Source organism: Streptomyces sp. HUAS TT11 (assembly GCF_051553595.1).
Lineage (GTDB): Bacteria > Actinomycetota > Actinomycetes > Streptomycetales > Streptomycetaceae > Streptomyces.
The window spans coordinates 8962957-8983330 of sequence record NZ_CP196184.1 but is presented as its reverse complement, the minus strand read 5'-3'; the positions used below and the strand labels follow the sequence as shown (position 1 = coordinate 8983330).

At 66.1% G+C, this 20374-nt stretch carries 18 protein-coding genes and 2 pseudogenes; 9 read left to right on the top strand and 11 right to left on the bottom strand.

What is annotated here, in order from left to right:
* Positions 1-17 precede the first annotated feature (17 nt).
* The 4 genes from ACSHXN_RS40410 to ACSHXN_RS40395 all read right to left on the bottom strand — a co-directional run bounded on the left by ACSHXN_RS40410 (position 18) and on the right by ACSHXN_RS40395 (position 3496).
* Positions 18-371, bottom strand: a complete 354-nt coding sequence (locus ACSHXN_RS40410; protein ID WP_438305991.1) for a VOC family protein — start codon at positions 369-371, stop codon at positions 18-20.
* Positions 372-589: 218 nt separating this feature from the next.
* Positions 590-1009, bottom strand: coding sequence for an SRPBCC family protein (locus ACSHXN_RS40405; RefSeq protein WP_355138439.1), 420 nt, complete (start codon positions 1007-1009; stop codon positions 590-592).
* Between the two features lie 62 nt (positions 1010-1071).
* Positions 1072-2082, bottom strand: coding sequence for an aldo/keto reductase (locus ACSHXN_RS40400; RefSeq protein WP_355138437.1), 1011 nt, complete (start codon positions 2080-2082; stop codon positions 1072-1074).
* Positions 2083-2617: 535 nt separating this feature from the next.
* On the bottom strand, positions 2618-3496 hold the full coding sequence (locus tag ACSHXN_RS40395; protein WP_438305989.1) for a helix-turn-helix domain-containing protein: 879 nt from the start codon (positions 3494-3496) through the stop codon (positions 2618-2620).
* Between the two features lie 182 nt (positions 3497-3678).
* Here ACSHXN_RS40395 and ACSHXN_RS40390 point away from each other — a divergent pair, with 182 nt between their 5' ends.
* Positions 3679-4632 (top strand): alpha/beta hydrolase, encoded by a 954-nt coding sequence (locus tag ACSHXN_RS40390; RefSeq protein WP_438305987.1) that lies wholly within the window; start codon positions 3679-3681, stop codon positions 4630-4632.
* A 177-nt stretch (positions 4633-4809) separates the two neighbouring features.
* Here the strand turns inward: ACSHXN_RS40390 and ACSHXN_RS40385 are convergent, their stop codons facing one another.
* Positions 4810-5172, bottom strand: a complete 363-nt coding sequence (locus tag ACSHXN_RS40385; protein WP_355803588.1) for a DUF488 domain-containing protein — start codon at positions 5170-5172, stop codon at positions 4810-4812.
* A 252-nt stretch (positions 5173-5424) separates the two neighbouring features.
* Here ACSHXN_RS40385 and ACSHXN_RS40380 point away from each other — a divergent pair, with 252 nt between their 5' ends.
* The 4 genes and pseudogenes from ACSHXN_RS40380 (at position 5425) to ACSHXN_RS40365 (ending at position 8830) form a co-directional block, all read left to right on the top strand.
* Positions 5425-6234 (top strand): SDR family NAD(P)-dependent oxidoreductase, encoded by an 810-nt coding sequence (locus ACSHXN_RS40380; protein WP_356294155.1) that lies wholly within the window; start codon positions 5425-5427, stop codon positions 6232-6234.
* Positions 6235-6356: 122 nt separating this feature from the next.
* Positions 6357-6851: an HIT family protein gene (locus ACSHXN_RS40375; protein ID WP_438305984.1), complete on the top strand. Its 495-nt coding sequence runs from the start codon at positions 6357-6359 to the stop codon at positions 6849-6851.
* A gap of 173 nt (positions 6852-7024) precedes the next feature.
* Positions 7025-8258: pseudogene (locus ACSHXN_RS40370) on the top strand (IS701 family transposase).
* Positions 8259-8434: 176 nt separating this feature from the next.
* Entirely contained in the window at positions 8435-8830 is a 396-nt protein-coding gene (locus ACSHXN_RS40365; protein WP_438306535.1) for a DUF6188 family protein, read from the top strand.
* Between the two features lie 66 nt (positions 8831-8896).
* On the opposite strand, the gene ACSHXN_RS40360 is transcribed toward ACSHXN_RS40365, so the two are convergent.
* Together ACSHXN_RS40360 and ACSHXN_RS40355 are read right to left on the bottom strand one after the other, a co-directional pair.
* Positions 8897-9223 (bottom strand): hypothetical protein, encoded by a 327-nt coding sequence (locus tag ACSHXN_RS40360; RefSeq protein WP_355138477.1) that lies wholly within the window; start codon positions 9221-9223, stop codon positions 8897-8899.
* A 182-nt stretch (positions 9224-9405) separates the two neighbouring features.
* Positions 9406-10155 (bottom strand): SDR family oxidoreductase, encoded by a 750-nt coding sequence (locus ACSHXN_RS40355; protein WP_438305982.1) that lies wholly within the window; start codon positions 10153-10155, stop codon positions 9406-9408.
* A 1140-nt stretch (positions 10156-11295) separates the two neighbouring features.
* Here ACSHXN_RS40355 and ACSHXN_RS40350 point away from each other — a divergent pair.
* Entirely contained in the window at positions 11296-11739 is a 444-nt protein-coding gene (locus ACSHXN_RS40350; RefSeq protein ID WP_438305980.1) for a VOC family protein, read from the top strand.
* Positions 11740-12076: 337 nt separating this feature from the next.
* Here ACSHXN_RS40350 and ACSHXN_RS40345 read toward each other — a convergent pair whose 3' ends face one another.
* From ACSHXN_RS40345 to ACSHXN_RS40335, 3 genes are all read right to left on the bottom strand, one after another.
* On the bottom strand, positions 12077-13561 hold the full coding sequence (locus ACSHXN_RS40345; RefSeq protein ID WP_438305977.1) for an FAD-dependent monooxygenase: 1485 nt from the start codon (positions 13559-13561) through the stop codon (positions 12077-12079).
* 517 nt (positions 13562-14078) lie between these two features.
* Positions 14079-14666, bottom strand: a complete 588-nt coding sequence (locus tag ACSHXN_RS40340; RefSeq protein ID WP_438305975.1) for a TetR/AcrR family transcriptional regulator — start codon at positions 14664-14666, stop codon at positions 14079-14081.
* A gap of 137 nt (positions 14667-14803) precedes the next feature.
* Positions 14804-16702 carry an ATP-binding SpoIIE family protein phosphatase gene (locus ACSHXN_RS40335; protein WP_438305973.1) on the bottom strand — a complete coding sequence of 633 codons (1899 nt, stop codon included), beginning with the start codon at positions 16700-16702 and terminating at the stop codon, positions 14804-14806.
* A 452-nt stretch (positions 16703-17154) separates the two neighbouring features.
* Between ACSHXN_RS40335 and ACSHXN_RS40330 the strand changes: the two are divergent.
* Both ACSHXN_RS40330 and ACSHXN_RS40325 read left to right on the top strand, forming a co-directional pair.
* Positions 17155-17535 (top strand): annotated as a pseudogene (locus ACSHXN_RS40330) (transposase); the annotation flags it as partial.
* A gap of 29 nt (positions 17536-17564) precedes the next feature.
* On the top strand, positions 17565-18425 hold the full coding sequence (locus tag ACSHXN_RS40325) for a hypothetical protein (RefSeq protein WP_438305971.1): 861 nt from the start codon (positions 17565-17567) through the stop codon (positions 18423-18425).
* Here the strand turns inward: ACSHXN_RS40325 and ACSHXN_RS40320 are convergent.
* Positions 18422-18841 (bottom strand): ester cyclase, encoded by a 420-nt coding sequence (locus tag ACSHXN_RS40320; RefSeq protein ID WP_355803574.1) that lies wholly within the window; start codon positions 18839-18841, stop codon positions 18422-18424. The two genes, ACSHXN_RS40325 and ACSHXN_RS40320, sit on opposite strands and share 4 nt — an antisense overlap.
* Positions 18842-19015: 174 nt before the next feature.
* On the opposite strand from ACSHXN_RS40320, the gene ACSHXN_RS40315 reads away from it, so the two are divergent.
* Entirely contained in the window at positions 19016-20284 is a 1269-nt protein-coding gene (locus tag ACSHXN_RS40315; protein ID WP_356114405.1) for an NAD(P)/FAD-dependent oxidoreductase, read from the top strand.
* Positions 20285-20374 lie beyond the last annotated feature (90 nt).

Genomic DNA, 20374 nt, shown 5'->3' with positions numbered 1-20374 from the left:
TTACCGTGATGACACGGTCAGGCGGGCTGCCACAGCTCCAGCCGATTGCCCTCGGGATCGGTGACCCAACCGAATCGACCGACGCCTTCCATGTCCTGGGTCTCCTCGGCCACGTCCGCTCCCTTGGCACGCAATTGCGCGAGCATCGCGTCCAGGTCGCGGACCCGGAAGTTGAGCATGCTCGGCTGGGCGCGGGACCCGAAGTAGTCGGTCTCGGACTCGAACGTCGCGAACACCGTCATCCCTGGTTCCTGATGCCAGATGCCGTGCTCATCGGCGTCCAGGCCCAGGCAGTCCCGGTACCACGCGCCCAGGGCCCCAGGGTCGGTGGCCCGCACGAAGTATCCGCCGATTCCAAGCACACGTTCCATGCCGCCATCATGCCAGGACGGTGATCGTGCGGGTCGACACCACACCATCACCTGTCACAACCCCCCTGCCGATCGTGAAGAAGTCCCCGTTCTCGGCCGACGGCGTCAGCGCTGTACCGGTGACGCAGACACCTGGACCCCGGAAGCCCCGCGGCGATCAGCGATCCGGAGACCCTGTCACCGCTCCCTGAGCAGCGACAGGGCGTCCGCGTGGAGTGTCAGCCGGACAGGGCCTTGTGCAGAGCGTCCAGCCCGTCACGGTAGATGCCGGTGAACAACTCGACGGCCTCGGCGTCACTGACGCCCTGAGGTACAAAACGGCCGCTCCAGACGACCTCGGCACTGTCCGGTCGACCTGGGATGTCGTAGACACGCAGGGTGGACAGGTAACCCGTCACCGGGAAGGGCGCTTCAAGGATGGCGTAACTGTAGTGCCGCTCCTGCTCGTTGGTGTTCACCAGCCGCTCGATGATCACCTCGCCGTCGGGGTTGCTCAGCCGACGGACGCGGCCGCCCTGCAGTGCGGTGCTCTCGGTGATGTACGGGAGCCAGTCCGGCAGGGCGTGAAATCCGCCGATGAGGTCCCAGACGCGTTCCGCGGACGCCGGGACGATCCGGCTGACCGACGTGGATGCCATGTGCTTCCTTGTCTTGACTCGTACTGCCCGGTGGGCAGTGGGATGAAGGTGTTGACGCGTGATCAGGCGCGATGCGGCAGGGGGGCCTTGTCGGAGACGAGGCGCGAGGCGCGCAGGTCGGACCAGAGCTCCGCGGGAATCGTCTCGTCGAGGGCGGCGCGGTCCTCGGCGATGCGACTCGGCTGGGTGGCACCCGCGACGACCGCAGCGGTCACCGGGTGGGCCAGGGAGAACTGCAGTGCCAGGGCCTTGAGGCTCACGCCGTGCTTGTCGGCCAGCGTCTTCAGGGTGTCGACCTTCGCGAGGATCTCCTGTGAGGCGGGCTGGTACTCGAAGTGCTTGCCGCCGGCGAGAACTCCCGAGCTGTAGGGGCCGCCGACGACCATGCCGACACCCGCCTCCTGAGCCATGGGCAGAACGCGTTCCAGGGCGTGCTCGTGGTCGAGGAGGGTGTAGCGGCCGGCGAGGAGGAACCCGTCGGGGCGGGGCTCGTCCAGTCCCAGCGTCAGCTCGATCGGCTCGGTCTTGTTGACGCCCAGCCCCCAGGCCTTGATGACGCCCTCGTCACGCAGCCGGTCCAGGACCCGGAAGGCTCCAGTGCGGGCCTCCTCGAACTTCTGGAGCCACAGGTCACCGTGGAAGTCCTGGGCAATGTCATGCACCCACACCACATCGAGGCGGTCGGTGCGCAGACGCTTCAGGGAGTCCTCGATGGAACGCTCGGTGGCCTCGGCGGTCCATTCGTGGACGATCTTGTTCTTCAGGCCGTCCTCGAAGACGCCGCCCTTCTCACCCAGTTCACGGGCCCCTTCCTCGAGTTCGTCGAGGATGACACGGCCGACCTTGGTGGACAGCACGTAGGAGTCACGCGGCTTGTCGGCCAGGAACTCACCAAGGCGGAGCTCGGAAAGGCCGGCACCGTAGAACGGGGCCGTGTCGTAGTAGCGGATGCCCTGGTCCCAGGCGGCCTGAAGGGTGGCGCGCGCCTGGTCGTCGGGGACGGCGCGGAACATGTTGCCAAGAGGAGCGGCGCCGTAGCCGATCCGGCCCGGGAGGATGTCCTTGAGCGGCATGGTGATGCCCTTTCCGGTGACTGCCCAGAGCGCGTGAACGCTCCTGGGACGGTTGTGAAACTGATCGCTCGGCCTTGCGCGCCCGTCGGAGTCGATGGCTCCGAGCGGTTCGCCGGGCCCGCTCCCGCGTCAGGACGGGCATGGGTACTTGCCGCCCCTCTCCGAAGGTCGACCCACTCAGGTGGGCCGCTCGGCTCGCGAGCCTTTTCGGAGCGGACACGGGCACGCCTACGCCTTACGTCCCCCGACATTAATTGCAGACGCGCCCTATTGCAAACGCGGTATAACGGCTAGATGGAGCTATCGGCGTCCGACGCCGGGGAGGCCGCACTACGCGCACCGGCAGTCACGGACCGCAAGAGGCAGGGCCTGCGGTGGCGCGTCAGTGGTGGTGTCGACGGTGTCCCGCCAGGCCCGGACGCAGGGCTCGCCACGCCCACCAGGACCGTCGCCGAGCGCCAGGCCGGGGCCGTCAGCGTCTCCGGCACGGAATCCGCGAGGGGGTCCGGGCTCTACCCCGGAGGCGCACCGGCGGTCACTGGTTCCGGCCTTCCGTCACGTTCCCGCTCGGCTCCTCGGCCGTCCACGAGGCGAGGATCCGCAAGGCGTCGTGCGACGGACTGCCGGGCTCGGCGGTCAGCACCATCAGGCGCTGCCCCGATCCGTCCGGGCTGCTCCATGTGTCGCAGTCGAGAGTGAGTTCACCGACCAGGCGATGCCGGTAGCGTTTGGTTCCGTAACTGGAGCCGATGACGCGGTGTTCGGCCCACCAAGACCGAAAGTCGGCGTCCTGGACGGACAACTCCCCGACAAACCGGGCGAGCTCGGGGTCGTCCGGGTCTGCCGCGACCTCCATACGCAGTGCGGCGACCGCGTCGCGGGCGTCATGCGCCCACTCCCGGTGCATGTCCCGGACGACCGGGTCCGTGAACAGCAGACGCACGTAGTTGCGCCGGCCTGCCGGAATCGACGCGAAGTCCGTGTACAGGGCTGCGGCGGCGACGTTCCAGGCCAGGATGTCCATGCGCTTGCCGAGCACGACGGCGGGTGTTCCCGTCAGTTGGTCGAGCAGGCGCTGCATCGCGGGTCGCACACGCTGCGCTGTCCGTCGACGACGCGGCCGCGCATCGGTCCTGCCCGCGAGTTCGTACAGATACCTCTGCTGATCGTCGTCGAGGCGCAACGCCCGCGCCAGGGTGGCGAGCACCGACGCGGACGCCCGGACCCGGCCCTGCTCCAACCGCGTGTAGTAGTCCACACTGATCGCCGCAAGCTGGGCGACCTCCTCGCGGCGCAGCCCCGCGACCTTGCGGGCGGAGTCCGCCTGCGGCAGGCCGAACTCGAGCGGTGCCAGCTGTGCTCGGCGGGCTTTGAGGAAGGCTCCGAGAGCACGCGGGTCGGATGCCGAAGTCATGCTCCTCATTGTCGCGCGAGCAGCGCGGGAACAAGGGGGGCAGGTTTTTTCCCAGGCATGAACTCGTCTCTTTTGCGCGCCCGCGCTCTCACCGACGGTGGAGACGTGCCCGGCACGGTGCCGGGCACACGGCCCACCGCATGGGTGCGGTCGACCCAGAAACTGCACCAACGGAGAATCCTGTGGCGAAGACCGATGTCACCTTCGACAGCGCCGGCATTCCGCTCGCCGGCCACCTCTACCTCCCCGACGCACCGACGGCGCGTCCGCGTCCCGCGATCGTCGTCGGTCACCCCGGCAGCGGCGTGAAGGAGCAGACCGCCGGCCTGTACGCGCAGCGCCTTGCGGAGCGGGGTTTTCTCACCCTGGCCTTCGACGCGGCCTACCAGGGCGAGAGCGGCGGCGAGCCTCGCGGTATGGAAGATCCCGCCCACCGAGTGGAGGATCTGAAGGCCGCCGTGTCCTTCCTCACCACTCGTAGCGATGTCGACACGGATCGCATCGGCGCGCTCGGCATCTGCGCCTCCGGGGGATACGTGCTGGCCGCCACCGCGAGTGATCACCGCATCAAGGCCGTCGGTACCGTCAGCGCCGTCGACGTCGCACGCCAGTTCCGCCTGGGAGCGGACGGGGCTCAGGACCCGGCCGTGTTCCGGTCGATGCTGGATGCCGCCGCCCATGCGCGCACCGCAGCGGCCCGTGGCGAGGAGCCGCCGGTCCTGACACTCTTCCCCGAGACCGCCGAGCAGGCCCGCGCGCTCGGAGGAGAGCACGGCGCGGAGGGCTTTGAGTACTACCGCACACCACGCGCCCAGCACGCCCGCTCCGCGAGCTTCTTCACGTGGTCCAGCATCGACCGGATGGCAGCCTTCGACGCCTTCACCGCGGTCCCGCTGATCGGTGGGCGGCCTCTGCTCATGATCGCCGGGACCCGCGCGGTCACCGCTTGGATGAGCATCGAGGCGTTCCAACTCGCCACCGGACCCAAGGAGATGTATTGGGTCGACGGTGCCGGCCATGTCGACCTCTACGACAAGAAGCAGTACGTGGACCTCGCCGTCGACAGACTCGACGGGTTCTTCACCGCAGGCCTCGGCCCGGTCGGCCAGCGCGGGGCCGACATGTGCAGGAGTTGACGGCGGATCTGTCGGCGGCTGGAACCGCGGTAGCCCTCACCGCGGTCGAAAAGCAGCCGCTCGACCGTCACCCGCGGTCAAGGGACTCCTCGGCCCGGTTCGGCCGGAGGCACCTGACAACCGGGCCGGGCACCGGGGTCGTCGAGAATCGGCCGAGGGTGACCGAACCGGCCTGTGTCAGCGCTTGTGGCCCAGCCATTCGGCGAGTACGGCGGCCTGGCTGTGGTCCACGTCCTTGGTGGCGGTGAGCAGCGTCAGACTGTCGTGAGCCGCCAGATCTCGCAGGTGTGCGGCCGCCTCGCGGTGTCCGGCGTCGCGCAGTTCCGCCAGATAGCGTCGGCGGAACTCGGTGAACCGGTCGGGATCGTGGCCGTACCAATGGCGCAGATCGCTCGACGGGGCCACATCGCGCAGCCACTCGTCCAGGTGAGCGTCCTCCTTGCGCATGCCCCGCGGCCAGACACGGTCGACGAGGACCCGCTTGCCGTCTTTCGGGGACGTCTCTTCGTAGACCCGCCGATAGGCGATCCGTTCGGTCATGACGGCGCCCTCCACATCACATCGGCCCGCTCGACGTATTTGTCCGACGTATCCATTTTATCGAAGTCGGCGGCCGCGCCCGGTGGGTCTTCGGCCTGGACGGTCGCCGACCGCTCACGTGTCCGAACGCCGGACGCACCGCGAGACCTCGACCCGACGCCACGGAGCCGGCAACACGTCGACGTCCGGCAACAAGACGGGCCGGATCACTACTCTCGGTCAGCACAGGAAGTCGCGGTCCGAAAGGTCACCATGCACACCCACGACGGACAGGCCGCTCTGGTCACCGGCGCCTCCTCGGGAATCGGCCGCGCGTACGCCGAGCAGTTGGCGCGGCGGGGTTACCACCCCGTCCTGGTCGCCCGTCGCGCCGATCGGCTCGCCCGGTTGGCTGAGACCATCCACCGTGACACGGGTCGGCGAGCCACCGTCCTGCGGGCCGATCTGGCGGACGAAGGCGACCTTGCCCGCGTCGAGACGGCCGTTCTCGAGCACGAGGAACTCGCCGTCGTCGTCAATGCCGCCGGCCTGGGTGGACTGGCGCCCCTGCGCGAGGCGGACCCCGGAACGCTGGACGACCTCATCGCGGTCAACGTGACGGCCCTGACGCGCCTTTCCCGCGCCGCGCTGATCGCCTTCGGCGAGAACGGCTCCGGATCGCTCGTCAATGTGTCCTCGATCGGCGCCTTCCGTCCACCGCCCCGCGGTGCCGCCTATGGAGCATCCAAGGCCTACGTCCTGCACTTCTCCCTCGCCCTGCAGCAGGAGGTGGCGCCCACCGGCATCCGTGTCCAGGTCGTGCTGCCCGGCCCCGTGCGCACCGGGTTCTTCGAAGCCGCGGGGACCTCGCCCCTGTTCCCCGACGAGTCGTTCGTCGATGCGGACGACTTGGTGCGGGCCGCGCTCGACGGGCTGGACCGGGGAGAGCTCGTGTGCATTCCGACACTTCCCGATATGGCGTCGTGGGAGGAAGTGGCCACGCTTCAGTTCGCTCTGCGGGACGCCGCCGGGCTGCGCGGCGTCATCGCCGAGCGCTACGCGCCGCCGCACAGGAGCACCTAGTACTCCAGTTGCAGTTCCGGATCTTGTCGTTGGGGCCCTTTGCGTTGGTGGGATCGTAAGGCTGCGGCAGACTGGTGCATCCCCCGCGAAGAGGTGCGCAGGTGTCAGTGGATCGACAGTCGATGGACCTTGAGGTGTACATGGAGCGGACTCGGAGCGGCCCGTGCTTCGTGTGTGCGTTCCTGGCCGGAAACCCGGACTACCCGCATGCGACGGTTTTCGAGGATGCCGATCACGTGGCGTTTCTGGACAGGTGGCCGACGGTGCCAGGCAAGGTCTTGGTCGCGCCGAAGGCGCACCTTGAGCACGTCGTGCGCGACCTGGACGAGGCGGCCTACAGCCAGCTGATGCTGTTCGTCCGGGAGATCGCCCTCGCCGTCGAGGCTGTCTGCGAGCCGGAGCGCACGTACCTGTACTCGCTCGGCAGCCAGCAGGGCAACGCGCATCTGCACTGGCATATCGTCGCGCTGCCGCCCGGCATCCCCTACCCTGAGCAGCAGTTCCACACCCTGATGACGGAGAACGGCGTCCTGGCGCTGTCGCCGGAGCAGGCGGCCTCGATGGCCGCACGGCTGCGTAAGGCGGTCATCGCCCGGGGCGTTCTCAAGGAGGGATGACCGGAGGCAGCAGACTTTTCCCGGTCGGCCGCACGGCTGGCGGTCTTGCTGGGGCGCTCGGTCGGCACGGGGATGCGGCCACCGCTGATCATCGATGTGTGAAGACAACCGATCACACGGCCGCAGGGCACAGCGTAGACCCCGCCTGCTGGCAGGAGGCGTTCGAGGGCCTGATGGGCCGCATCGCGGACCGGTTCGCCCGCGTCGAACCCCCGCGCCGCGTGAGGGACTTGGTGTTGGGGCTGCTGTCGGACCTGCTGCGCAAGAACTGCTGGACCATCGCCGAATGGGTCGGTGAGAAGACACCGGTCGGCATGCAGCACCTGCCGGGGCGGGCAAAGTGGGATGCGGACCAGGTCCGCGACGACGTGCGCGATTACGTTGTCGAGCACATGCATGACGACGGTGCGCTCCTGGTGGTCGACGAGACCGGCGACGTGAAGAAGGGCACCGGCACGGTCGGTGTCCAGCGCCAGTACACCGGAACTGCAGGCAGGATCGAGAACGCCCAGGTTGCCGTCTACCTGATCTACGCCGGTCAGCGCGGGCACGCCGCCGTGGATCGGGAACTGTACGTCCCGCGCTCCTGGACCGCCGCCCCCGACCGCTGCCACGCCGTGGGCCTGGACCAGGAGACCGGCTTCGCCACCAAACCGGAACTGGCCGCCGCATGGTCACCCGGTTCCTGGACGCCGGCCACCGCGCTGCCTGGGTCGCGGGTGACGAGGTCTACGGCGGCAACCCGACGCTGCGAACCGCACTGGAGGAACGCGGCACCGGCTACGTCCTCGCAGTGGCCTGCTCCCAGGAAGTCACCACCAGCGCGGGAAAATTCCGTGCTGACGCCCTGGTTGGGAAGTTGCCGAGGCGGGCCTGGCAGAAGCTCTCCGCCGGGGCTGGAGCAAAGGGCCACCGCTTCTACCATTGGGCCGTCATCAACCTCACCGTCCCCCGACCCGCAATCCATCAGCTGTTGATCCGCCGCAACCGCAACACCGGCGAACTGGCCTACTACCGCTGCTTCTCACCCACACCGGTCCCGCCGGCCACGCTCGTGCGCGTCGCTGGATCGAGGTGGCGGGTGGAGGAGTTCTTCCAGACTGGCAAGGGCCTGCCTGCCCTGGACCAGCACCAGGTCCGCCGCTATCGGCCTGGTCGCGCTGGGCCACCCTCGCCATGCTCGCGCATGCCTTCCTGGCTGTCATCCGCGCGGATGAGCACACCCGCGTCCCCGCACCGAACAGACTCATACCGCTCACTTGCAACGAGATTCGGCACCTGTTCGTCACACTCGTCGTCCGACCGGTCCTTGACCCTGCCCACCTGCTCGGCTGGTCTCTCTGGCGACGTCGCCATCAGGCCCAGTCCCAAGCCAGCCACTACCGACGTCAAACCGCCCAGGATTGAAGATCAGTAACTACAACTGGAGTACTAGGCGCCGTCGCCGCCGAACTGAACAGCAGGCCCCGCAAGACGCTGGGCTGGGAAACGCCGGCCGAGCGCCTGTCTACACTGTTCAAGGTCCAATAGAGCCGGTCGTCGGCTTTCCGTCGACACACGGCAGAACCTCGACAGGGGGAGCGGTGAAAGTACCCGCGGAGCTGGTCGGCGCTCGTGTCACGGGCACGGCCTTCGACCACCGGGTCCGCAACAGTTTCACCGATCACGGCCCAGACGGCCGCATCCGCGTCGATGGTGAGCTCGTCATCGAGACACCGTTCACCCTCACAGACGCCTCGGGCCACCAGGCCCTTCTGACGCCGGCCATCGGAACCTCCTTGGCGCCACTACTCGGCTTGTTCGCCGGGGTCGTCACCGAAACCGAGGTCACCGGGCAAGGCGCCCTGTCCCTCGGCTTCAATGACGGCACTCGGCTCCACGTCAAGCCAGACCCCGACTACGAGTCGTGGAACCTCACCGGCGCGGGAATCGATCCCATCCTGGTAGGCCCAGGCGGCGAAACCGACCTGCAACACTGATCACCGCCGCAACCGACACCGTTGCGGCACTCAACCTGTGTTGCGACGACCACTGGAATCCGCCCTTCAGCGCACAGGTGGTGGAAGCACCACCCGTCGCCCGAGCCCGAACTTCTCGGCCTCGTCGTTGCTGACGACCGCAACGGTTCCCGTAGGGACCCCAGGCAGCGTGGCCACGCGGGACACCACCGCCAGGAGAGCCTCCTCACTGGCTCCGGTGACGAAGAAGACGTAGACGTCTCCGTCTTCCTCTCCCTCGTCGAAGACTTCCACGTCACCCTGGTCTTCGAGATCGGACAGGAAGTCCTCGGCCTCCTCGATCCAGGGAAACGGGTAGGAGCCGTCCGGCAGGCCGGGCGTGGGCAGCAACGGCACGTGGATCTCAACAACCATGGTGGGCACGCAGACATCCTGCCCTCAGAGCCTCTGCCCGGCTCAACCAGGGGCGAGCCGCCCCGGCAACCCCACTGAGATTGGAAGGGCTCAATGTGTCGCACGCATGCGAACGCTTCAACGCGAATTACAGCGGCAGGGCTCTCTTTCACGAAGTCGAAGAGAGCCCTCCGGATAATCGCTCAGACCTGATTCAGGCCACCGTCGACGTAGAGCTCGGCCCCTGTGACAAAGCTGCTCTGATCGGACGCGAGGAAAAGTGCTGCCGCTGCCGCTTCGGCAGCTTCGCCCATCCGGCCGAGGGGTATCTGCTGCGCGAAGAAGTCATGGAGCGTCTTGACCTCCTGCTCGTTGGGCGCCAGGCCGGCGTTTCCAGGGGTCTTGATCGGCCCAGGCACCAGGGTGTTGACCCGGATGCCACGACCACGCAACTCGTTGGCCCAGGTGCGGGAAAAGGAGCGGACGGCGGCCTTCGAGGCAGCATAGACGCCGAACGCCTCTCCACCTGAGTTGGCGGCGGTAGAACCAGTCAAGATGACCGAAGCACCGTCATTCAGGAGCGGCAATGCCTTCTGTACGGTGAACAGAGTTCCACGGACGTTGATGTTGAAAGTGGCATCGAAGTGTTGCTCCGACACCTGCTCCAGCGTGGCGAATTCTCCGCCTCCCGCATTTGCGAAAAGAACGTCAATGCGGCGGTTCTGCTCTGCAATGATCGCGAAGAGACGGTCAAGGTCGTCTGGATCGGCTATGTCTCCGCGAACAACGGTGACGTTGGCGCCGATCTCGGCTGCCGCTGCGTCCAGCGCATCCTGACGACGACCGGTGATGATCACATGCGCTCCTTCATCAGCGAAACGCCGCGCTGTTGCCAGCCCGATCCCACTGTTGGCGCCGGTCACGACGGCGGTCTTGTTTTCGAGACTTCCCATGATGTTTCTCCTATCGGTAAGTGGAAGTAACTAAAAAAGTTACAACCAAAATTAGCCTCGCCCTGTGTGCGCGGGGCGTTTCTCTTGCTCGCCAACGAGAACTAAGTCGATTGCCAGGGTTCCATTCTCAGATGGCAACCCTTTTGTCGAGTCGAAGCAACTTCGCGCAGTCCAGGGCGCAAGCCCGCATCTGACCCTGCTTTCCGCCCGCGCAGGCGACACCCGCTACAGTTCTTGACTGGCTGAGCGCAGACCTGCCCGTTCCGCATGACAGAAGGCGTCAGGAAAAGGAACGGACGTCGAAAGCTCCGAAACGCGATGCACGAACGGTTTCCAAGTTGCAAAAAACACCGGGGCGCTTGTGACGGAACCTCTGGAAAGCGGCACGCCAATCTTTCTGTAAATCCAAGAGCTCTCGATGTTATTTCCATACGCCGTAAACAGATGCACCGCAATGACTTCCATCAGCATGAGCCCGGCACACGCGGCACAGGGGTGGGGCTGCAGCCACCCCGACCCTCTCCCCTGCGGGTACAGGGAACTGCAAGAGGGGCGACGTTCACGGGCGGATACCGGTACATATCAGCTGCAGTCGCACGATCGAGTCAAACACATATGGACTGTGCGGTCAAGAAGAGGTTGGCTCTGCTGCAATCGTCACCCCCGGCGGTGCACACAGTGATTGAACCTCCACTCGAGGAGCTGCCCTCCTCGACCTGCTGCGCGTGCACCATGAACGACATTCCTGTCGAGCCGGCGGAGTGCAGTTCAGCCGGACATCAGGCTGCCGCGCGCGCTGGCCTGCGGCAGGCGTGGCGCCCTTCCAGGCTCACGGTCGGCCTGCAGTCGGTGTGGCGTGCCATAGCAGCCACTTCGCGACATTGAACGGGTGTCAACATGCGGGGGGTGGCATCTCACCTGAGCGCAACAGCGACCGAGCTGGGGACGGGTTTTTGACCGGCCAGTACATAAGGTCTACTGTGGCTACCTGGCCCGGCGCGTGTGCGAATGCAATGGCAAGCGACGTCGAGATTTACGGCCACGCCTGCCTGCCCGAGAGCATGGGAACCCCGCGAGAGCTGTGTGGCGCGACGTTGCGCGCCTTGCCTCCCGGCCCATAGACATTGAACGAGGATCGCCATGAGCACCGCCAGCCAGCCGCAGTTCTCCTACAGCCTGCACAACGTCACGATTTCCGTTAGCGATCTTGAGGTCTCGATCACATGGTGGAACCGGGTGTTCGGCCTCTCGCTGCTGGCCAAGTCCCGCTTCGACGCCATCGGCGCAGACGTCGCGTTCTTGGAGGGCTCCGGCTTCCGGCTCGAACTGCTTCAACCCGCCGACGGCATCCGGATCCCCGAGTTGACTGCGGAACCTCCCGCTCATGTCCGCCCGATCGGCAACAAGGCTCTCGTCTTCCGAGTCGAAGACCTCGGCAGCGTGACGCAAACCTTCCGGGATCTCGGCGTGACCATTGTCTGGGAGCAGATGGATCTCGGCGACGGGAGCATCTCGACCGCGATCCGGGACAACGACGGAAACCTCATCAATGTCTTCCAGGAAGGCGCAAGCCCGATCGGCTAGGGTCCGATGTCGAAAGGCTGGAGGAGCCTGGCGGTTTCTGCCGCGGACGGACCTAGCGATTCGGCTCCTCAGTTGGTCGTGGCCGAGAGTCCGGTGGTCTCCAATCAGTGGAGACGGCCTCCCCTTCTCGGCCGGTGCGACGCACTCGCTGGTTTGCGCATGGCGGTATGCGCAAACGCGGTCATATCCTCCACATATGGTCAAGCCGCCGGGGCGGCAGGCGAGCCGGCGCCGTCTACTGCTTCTGGCCTCCGCAGGCCTGGGCGGGCAGTTGCCTTTATCGTGCAAAGGTCTGGATGGCGCTCGATAGCCGGCCGCCCTCCAGGAGGCCCGGCGGTCAAGACGGAGAATGTCCTCCGCGGCGACCCGTATCCGCGCCGAGCCAATGGGCCAGAGCTTGCCTGATCTCACCAGCGCGACGTTCGGGGCGCTGCTCGGAGGTGGCCCACGCGATGTAGGCGTCCGGCCTGACCAACACAGTCTTGCTGGTCGGCCAAGCGGCGGACACGATCTCTACCTCGTCGGCCCATTTCTCAGTCTCAGAAGGAGGCAAAGCGCCCGTTGCCGCGATGAGGACGAACCGCCTGGTACGCAGCGCCTCGTACAGCCGCCGCCCATCCGTCAACGGAAGGTCGGGCACCCGCTTTCCGGTGAGTGGATGTGCGCCGGCCGGCGTGGCGTAGGCAATGTCGAGTCCGGAAATCGCACGGCCCAGCCGCTTGGCCAAAGGCGGCAGTTGCAACACTGTGCGGGCGGAGAAGTCGCGGATACCGCACATGGCACGTGGTGTGGTCAGCACACCACGCAGCAGCGCGCCGCTCATCCGCAGCACCCTGCGGCCCACTGGATGCCGTTCGTCCTGGTAGGTGTCGAGCAGGCCGTCCGGTGCCCGGCCGCGCAGGACAGCCACCAGTTTCCAACCAAGGTTGACGGAGTCTTGGATGCTGGTGTTCAGGCCCATACCGCCGGCAGGGGAGTGCACATGCGCGGCGTCCCCCACGAGGAACACCCGGCCCACGCGGTAACGCGGGGATTGGCGTTCATCGCTGTGGAACCGGGAGAGCCAGCGCGGATCGTGCATGCCGAAGTCGCTGCCGAGCGCTCGGCGGGCTACCTCGCGGATCTCCTCCAAGTCGACTGATGCGTTGTCAGGCATCTGATGTCGGCGATTCCAGGCCATGATGCGAAACCACCCGTCGCCGAACGGCACGACAATGGCGAAGGCGTCCCCAACCGCCCCAACGGTCGGTGGTTTCAAGGGCGGTTCGGAAAACCGCACATCGGCAAGCATCATGGACCGAACCGCAGATCGGCCAGGAAAGGGAAGGCCGAGAGATTGGCGTACCGTGCTGCCCCGTCCGTCGGCGCCTACCACGTAGCGCGCACGCAGCGTTTGCACAGCACCATCCGCCGTCCGAGCCTGCACGTCCACACCGTCTGCGTCCTGCTCGAGGCCGACCACCTCCCAGGCCCCCCTGATATCCGCACCCCGAGCCAGTGCACGCGATCGGAGGACTCGCTCGGTGTTGTATTGCGGCGTCACCAGCACATGTGGGTACCTGCTCGGCAAATGAGACAGGTCGATCCTCAGGAATTGCAAAACCGGATTCCGGATACCGGTAAGAAGAAGCTCATCGGCTATTCCGCGAGCGTCAAATTGCTCCAGCGTTCGCGCCTGCACGGCGAAGGCGCGGGTAAGCTCCGACTCCTTCTCACGTTTTTCGAGGACAGTGCAACCGATCCCGGCTTCGGCCATGTCGCCGGCAAGCAGCAACCCAGCTGGTCCAGCCCCCACGATCAGCACCTCGTAGTCGGAGCCCATACCGTCTCCTCCGCATCGGTCACACGCCAGCGAGTCGTTGCTCGCCAGGAAAGCTCCTTCGACTCTAGATCAGCCGGTTGGTGATCGCTCGCATCGACGGATCAGGGCTTGTCGATCGGCTTCGCGGCACACAGGGCTTCGTCAGTTGACGCTGCGACCTGCGAAGGGTGTATCAGGACCCCAGTGGATAGCGCCCCCACACGTCCACTCACAGCACCAGCCGCAGGGCGGGAGCGTGACGAATGCTAGTCCCGTGGCTGCTGACCAATAAGAGCTCGTAACACGATCTTGTTGAAGCGTCCTGGTGGGGCGTGACTGGTGTGGTGATTCAGCAGTTCGTCAAATGTGAGTACCCGGCCGTGGACCGTGGACGACGACCTGGGGCCTTGATCGAGCCGTTGCTGCCGCCGTGGACGGAGAAAGCCACCGGGTCCACGGCCGGTGGTGGACCGGCTGTGCCTGCAGGGGATTCCGTACGTCCCGAAAGAACGCCCGAATATCAAGGGCGTCTCAAAGGTCAGGGGCGCGGAAGATTCGCCAGCGATGAGCGGCCAATCTCAATGAGAGCCGAAGCATCCATGTCGGTCTTGGCAAGAAATTCAATGCCCTGCAGGACCGCCAGCAACAGATTGCCCACTTCCTCCGGGCTGACATCCACTGCCAAGTCGCCTTCCTCTTGCGCATCCTTCACGCAGGCAGCCAAGAGGTTCTGTATCTCTTGGTACGTCGTACGGGCGCGAGCGGTTACGTCCGAGTCCTGCCCGTGCAGTTCGGAGGTGCTGCCAGCGAGGAAGCAGCCGCGCCGTTGGGCGTCATTTGCGTAGCCGTGGGCAGCACCGTCAAGGAGGTGGCTGAGGCGCTCCAGCCCCGTGCCCGGTCCGGTGAGTATCTGCCGGACGCCGTTGAGCTGCTCGTCGCGGTAGTCGTCCAGGGTACGGAGGAAGAGTTGACGCTTGTCGCCGAATGCCCCGTACAGGCTCCCCTTACCAAGCCCAGTGGCGGCCATGAGGTCGTCCAGGGATGTTGCGGTATAGCCCTGATTCCAAAACTGCTCGCGGGCTTTTTGCAGTACCTGGTTTTCGTCGAAGCGTCGTGGGCGACCCATTTAGCCAGCATACCAGTTGTTGACTCTTCGGTCCATTAGGCAGGTCGCCGCGTCTTCCTCGCTGCCTCAAACGGCTTCGGTACAACGCCGTCCGATACGAGGAGACCACCCCTCCGATCTTCGGGACCTTCACGCACTCATTCAACGGGGATGGGCTGGTCCAGAAAAACGGTCTTGCCACGGCCGTTGGGGGAGGTGTTCCACTGCCCGGACAGGGCATCCACGATGAGCATGCCCCGGCCATGCTCGGCCTCGGCGTTCTCCTCCTCGCGCAGCACCAACGGCGAGGGGACGGGAGGGTTACTGTCGGAGTCGCGTACTTCCAGTCGGATGTGGTCGTCGAAGGCCCTCAGCCGGACGTCGACATCACTTCCTGCATGTATGAGGGCATTCGTCACCATCTCGGAGACTATGAGCTGCAGGTCATCCGACATGTCTGCAAATCCCCAGGAACGCAAGTGGTCGTCGACGAAGACGCGGGCAGCCCTGACCCCGTGAAGATCGCGACGTTGTATGTACAAGCCGGCCGTCCGAGGCGCTCCGTCTTCCAACGCGCCTTCATACCGAGCCAGGAGCAGCACCGCGTCGTCGACATGCTGCTGAGGGTCCGGATCAGCTATAAGACGGTCGGCCAACGGCTCCAGGTCGGCACTCGCCTCGCTGCTGACCGCGCCCAGCAGGGACCGCGCGGACTCGCTGAGGTGCCCGGTGGCGAAATCGGTCAGACCGTCGGAGTACAGCAATAGGACGGATCCGGGAGCAAGTATGTGCTCACGACCTCGGTAGGCGTGCCGTGTAGTGATACCCAGGGGAAGGTTCGAGGGCGCGTGAAGGGTTCCCCTGCTGCCGTCGGGCCGTTGCACAAGTGGTTCGGGGTGACCTGCCAGGGCTACTTCGGCCGTTCCGGCCTCGATGTCCAAGTCGACGACGCAGCAGGTCACCAACAGCTGAGTGCCAAGTTCGGTAAGCAGCCTGCCAGTGCGATCGATCACCGTGGCGGGAGGATGGCCTTCGGTGGCATAGGAGGTCAGTGCGGTGCGTACCTGGCCCATGACAGCGGCGCTGTCCAGGTCATGGCCTTCCACATCGCCGACGACGAGTGCGATGCGGTCATCGGACACTTTGATCACGTCATACCAGTCTCCGCCTACCTGGAAAGCCGATGTCGCGGGCCGGTAACGGGCGGTGACGGTAAGCCCCGGCAGCTCCGAGAGGGCGGCTGGCAGGAGGATGCGCTGCAGATGTTCCGCGACCTCGCGATGCCTGGTTGCCAGGTCGACGCGCTCCACCGCTGCCCCCAGCAAGCCGGCCATCATGCCAAGGACGGCCCTTTCCTCTGGCGGGAAGTTACGGGGGCCTTCAAAGGACAGGCAACATACGCCTATGATTTTGCTTCCTCCGGCGATAGGCAAATCTATTGCCTGCGTGCCTCCCGTGAGAGGCAGGTGTGCCTCGACCTGCTCGCCGTCAGGACCAATAGATGGAATGGGCCATGCTTGACCGGTGGAGAAGAACAGTGGTCGGCCGTGGATCGCCTGCGATGCGGGACTGGGAGCATCGATTGGTGCGCCGTGCAAGTTCCGCGCCATGTCGAGGGAGTCCCCGCTGTGCCCCAGCACCCAGAAGCGGCCCTCTCTGGACAGGGCCAGCACCAGAGCCTTCGCGCGGAAAGGGTCCATGAGACAGTGTCGTGCAGCCCGTACAACGTGGTCCATCGTCGTAGCTTGATTCAGCAATTCGGATAGACCACGCAGCGGGTACATCATGCTTATGCCGGCCGAACCGGGGAAGTCGGAAAGCCCCCAACCCGGGCTGTCCACACTCGCTTCGTACGTTGGAAGGAGTATCGGGGCAGGGCCTGCTGCGATCGCTGTACCGCTTGCTGACAGATCGGCCAAGGCGTCGGCCAGCGTTTCCGCGATCTCCTGCAAGGCCGTGCAATCTTCGCTTTCGTAGGCGCCATGAGTATCGAGCCTCAGAACCGTCAGCGTCCCGAAGCGCTGGCTTCCCTTGCCGACAGGTGCGGCGAGGGCCACATACGGGGACGGTCGTAGACCTAGCTCCTCCACACCGACAGGATCAGGATCACATACTGCACCGTTGACTGAAGTCAGCGCTCGTGCTGAGGCAAAAGGTGCGTCAATATTTATGTGCCCCGGGAACGCGAAGAAGGAAGGTGGGCTGCCGACAATCGTCCCCACCTTCAGCTCGGTATGGCCTGCGTTCAGCAAGTAAACGGCTGCAGCTACAGCGTCAAGTCGATGCAGGGCGTCGCATACGGAACCATGCAAGGTCTCCGCCAGATTCCTGCCTGTGAGCTCGATGGCCGCTGAATCACGGCCATATCCTCCGGCTGTGCCTCCACTCATGGCGACCCCCTTCTCCAAAATTGTAAGTTCAGGGGTGCCAGGTTGCTTCGACGTGAGACGTGCAGGCCAGCTGGAATCAGACCCGCGCCTGCCTCGTCGCAGCCTCGAGCGCACCTCGGATGCTCGTTCGAGCCCGCATCCAGCTTGGCGGCCCGATCGTGCTCGTCTGGGACAACGTGCGCCTGCACCTGACCGCCGGGATGAGGGAATGGGCCGCCGCGAACGTGGCTCACCATCTTCCAACTGCCCGCATACGCGCACCTGACCCCAACCCGCGAGAAGGCATCTGGTCGCTGGTCAAGCGAGAGATCGGCAACCTCGCCGCGGCCGACCTCGCCCAGATCACCAAGGCCATCAAGCGCAGGCTCAGGCGGATCCAGTACCGCCCGGACATAGTCGACGGCTGCCTCGCCGGCACTGGCCTTGCGATCCACGAGGAACGAACCCAGGGAACAGCCGGCCCTGCCAGGTGGCCCTACGATCACGGCACCCCCGCCTAACGCCTGCGCCAGACGAATTGAGTGAGTCTATGAGCGAGGACTTCCTGTCGATCATCCCGACTGATCCCCAGTGGCAGCCCGACCGGGCGGCGGCCGAGCGGACCGCCGCGCTCGCAGCGGACCTAGCTCCTGGCCTGGCCGATGGCGTTGAGGTCGAGATCGACGTCACCTGGCACGACACCCTCACCCCCGTCGACTGCGGCGAGAACCTGGAACGAATCGGCTGCCCGCACTGCGGCGCCTCGATCGGCACCGAGTGGTACGCCGACCTGCTGGAAAGCCACTGTGAGGACGGCTTCGCCACCTTGGGCGTGGAAGTGCCCTGCTGCGGCGCCGCCACGTCGCTCGACGTACTGGACTACGACTGGCCGTGTGGCTTCGCCCGCTTCGAGATCGCCATCTGGAACCCCGAACGGGACTGGTTCGGCGACGAGGAACTGGCCACTATCGGCGACACACTCGGGCACCCGGTGAAGCACATCAGAGCCCACATCTCAGCAGGAGCCACGTGCAGCCGTCCAGCCCGACATCACCCATTCAAGTTCAGTAGCTCGCCGGCGGTCGGACGCCGCTCGGGCGGTTCGGCGATGACGGTGGCCAGTACGCCTTGCACCGTCGGCCACGTGGTCGCCGCCCGTGGCTTCAGCCGGCCGGAGCCGATCGCCCGACGCAACTGGGCGGCCATCAGCTTGGTCGGGTCGATGCCTGCCGCCTCGTGGTCGAGCGGCCAGGTCCCGCTGATCGCCCACCACAAGGAGGCTGCCAGCGTGCAGCCGCCCGGCTCGGAGTCACCGGCCGGTCCCCGGCTTCGACCGACGCCGCCAGCTTCGGGGCGAGCAGGTGAGGCATACCGCCACGAAAGAGCGTCGACAATTTCGATACACACCTAGCCCTGAGGCGCCGTCAATCGCTGGTACAGCTCCCAGGCGGCGCGTTCCACCCAGTTGTGCAGCAGCTTCCCGTCCTCGCGCACGGCCCAGACGGCCGTCCCGGTGAAGGTGATGTGCCGCTGGTCGGGTGCTGTGCCCAGGACGCCGTTGTTCCTGCCGCTCACCCGCCACCGTGATGCGACCCGGCTGCCGTCCTGGTTCTGGAAGGTCTCGATGACATCGAACCGGAAGTCATCGATCCTGTCGAGGAAGTCCCGCACCCACGCCTTGAAGTTCTCCCTGCCCTCGATGCGCTCACCGCCGCTCGTGATGACGAAGTCCTCGACCACGAAATCATCGATCTTGTCCGGGTTCCGAGCCTTCCACACTTCACTCCAGAAAGCCTCCACCACCTCGGTGGAGCTCGAGTACCCCACGACGACCTCCCGTTGCGCTGCACCGTCAAAATGCTTGACATTTCTGTCAAACATAACGCGGGGCGCCGCGCACGACAAACCGACAGCACCGGCCTCCCATTAACGGCACCCCCACCGGCCCATCGCGCTTGGTATAATGGTCTGACATTAAAGGGAGTCGAGAGGGGCCACGCAATGTCGGGCGGAACGCTCATCGTCGGCGCCAGCCAGGCCGGACTCCAACTTGCCGTGTCACTCAGGCAGTTGGGAGACACCGAGCCGATCACCCTGGTGGGTGAGGAGATTCACCCGCCGTACCAGCGGCCGCCCCTGTCCAAGGAGTTCCTGACCGGGCAGACGGACCTGGAATCGCTCGCCCTTCGCGCACCGTCCTACTACACCGATGCCGGCATCGACCTCGTCCCCGGCGAGCGTGTCACCGAGGTCGCCCTCTCCCCTTCCGGCCGCCCGGGATCCGGTACCGCGAAGACCCCGAACGGACGTGTCTTCACCTTCGACCGGCTCGCCCTGACCGTCGGGGCCGGACCCCGGCGGCTCGCCGCGCCCGGCGCCGACCTCGACGGAATCAGCTATCTGCGCGATCGTGACGACGCCGCGCATCTCAGGCAACGGCTGACCACCGCGTCGCGGGTCGTGGTCGTGGGGGGCGGCTTCATCGGGCTGGAGGCGGCGGCGGTCGCCCGCGGGTTCGGCAAGGACGTCACCGTCGTCGAGGCAGCCGATCGGCTGATCTCGCGGGCGGTGGCGCCGGTCGTCTCGGAGTTCTACCGACGCGCGCATGTCCGGCGCGGCACCAGGGTGTTGCTCTCCGCCGCGGTGGCGGGGTTCGACGGCGAACGCGGGCGCGTCACCGGAGTGCGCCTGGCCGACGGCACCCGACTGCCGGCCGACCTCGTGCTGATCGGTGTCGGGGTGCTCCCACGCACCGAACTCGCCGAGCAACTCGGGCTCGAGTGCGACCGCGGCATCGTCGTCGACGGCCGGGCGCGGACCAGCCACCCCCATATCGTCGCCGCCGGGGACTGCACCGTGCAGCCGCACCCCATGACGGGTCTCGGCAGGGTACGGCTGGAGTCCGTGCAGAACGCCGTCGCCCAGGCTGCGGCCGCCGCCGCGGCGCTGCTCGGCAGCCCGGCGCCGCAGCGCGCGGTGCCGTGGTTCTGGTCGTACCAGGGAGATCTCAAACTGCAGATCGCCGGCCTGTCGGGCGGCTATGACCAGCACGTGGTGCGCGGTGAGCCGGACAGCGAGCGGTTCTCCGTCCTGTACTACCGGCAGGACGAACTCCTCGCGATCGACGCGGTGAACAGCCCGGCCGACTACATGGCGGTCCGCAAGGCCCTCACCCAGGGCACGACCGTCCCGGCGGGCGTCGCCGGTGACAGCGGCACTCCTCTGAAGGCACTGCTGACCCCCGGACGGTCCGTGGTGCCGTCCTCCTGAGCACCACGTACCCCTCGCCCTCCTGGGGAGCAGGCACGCGAAGAGGCGTGAGGCCGACTGCCTCACGCCTCTTCTGCTCGAACGACGGCC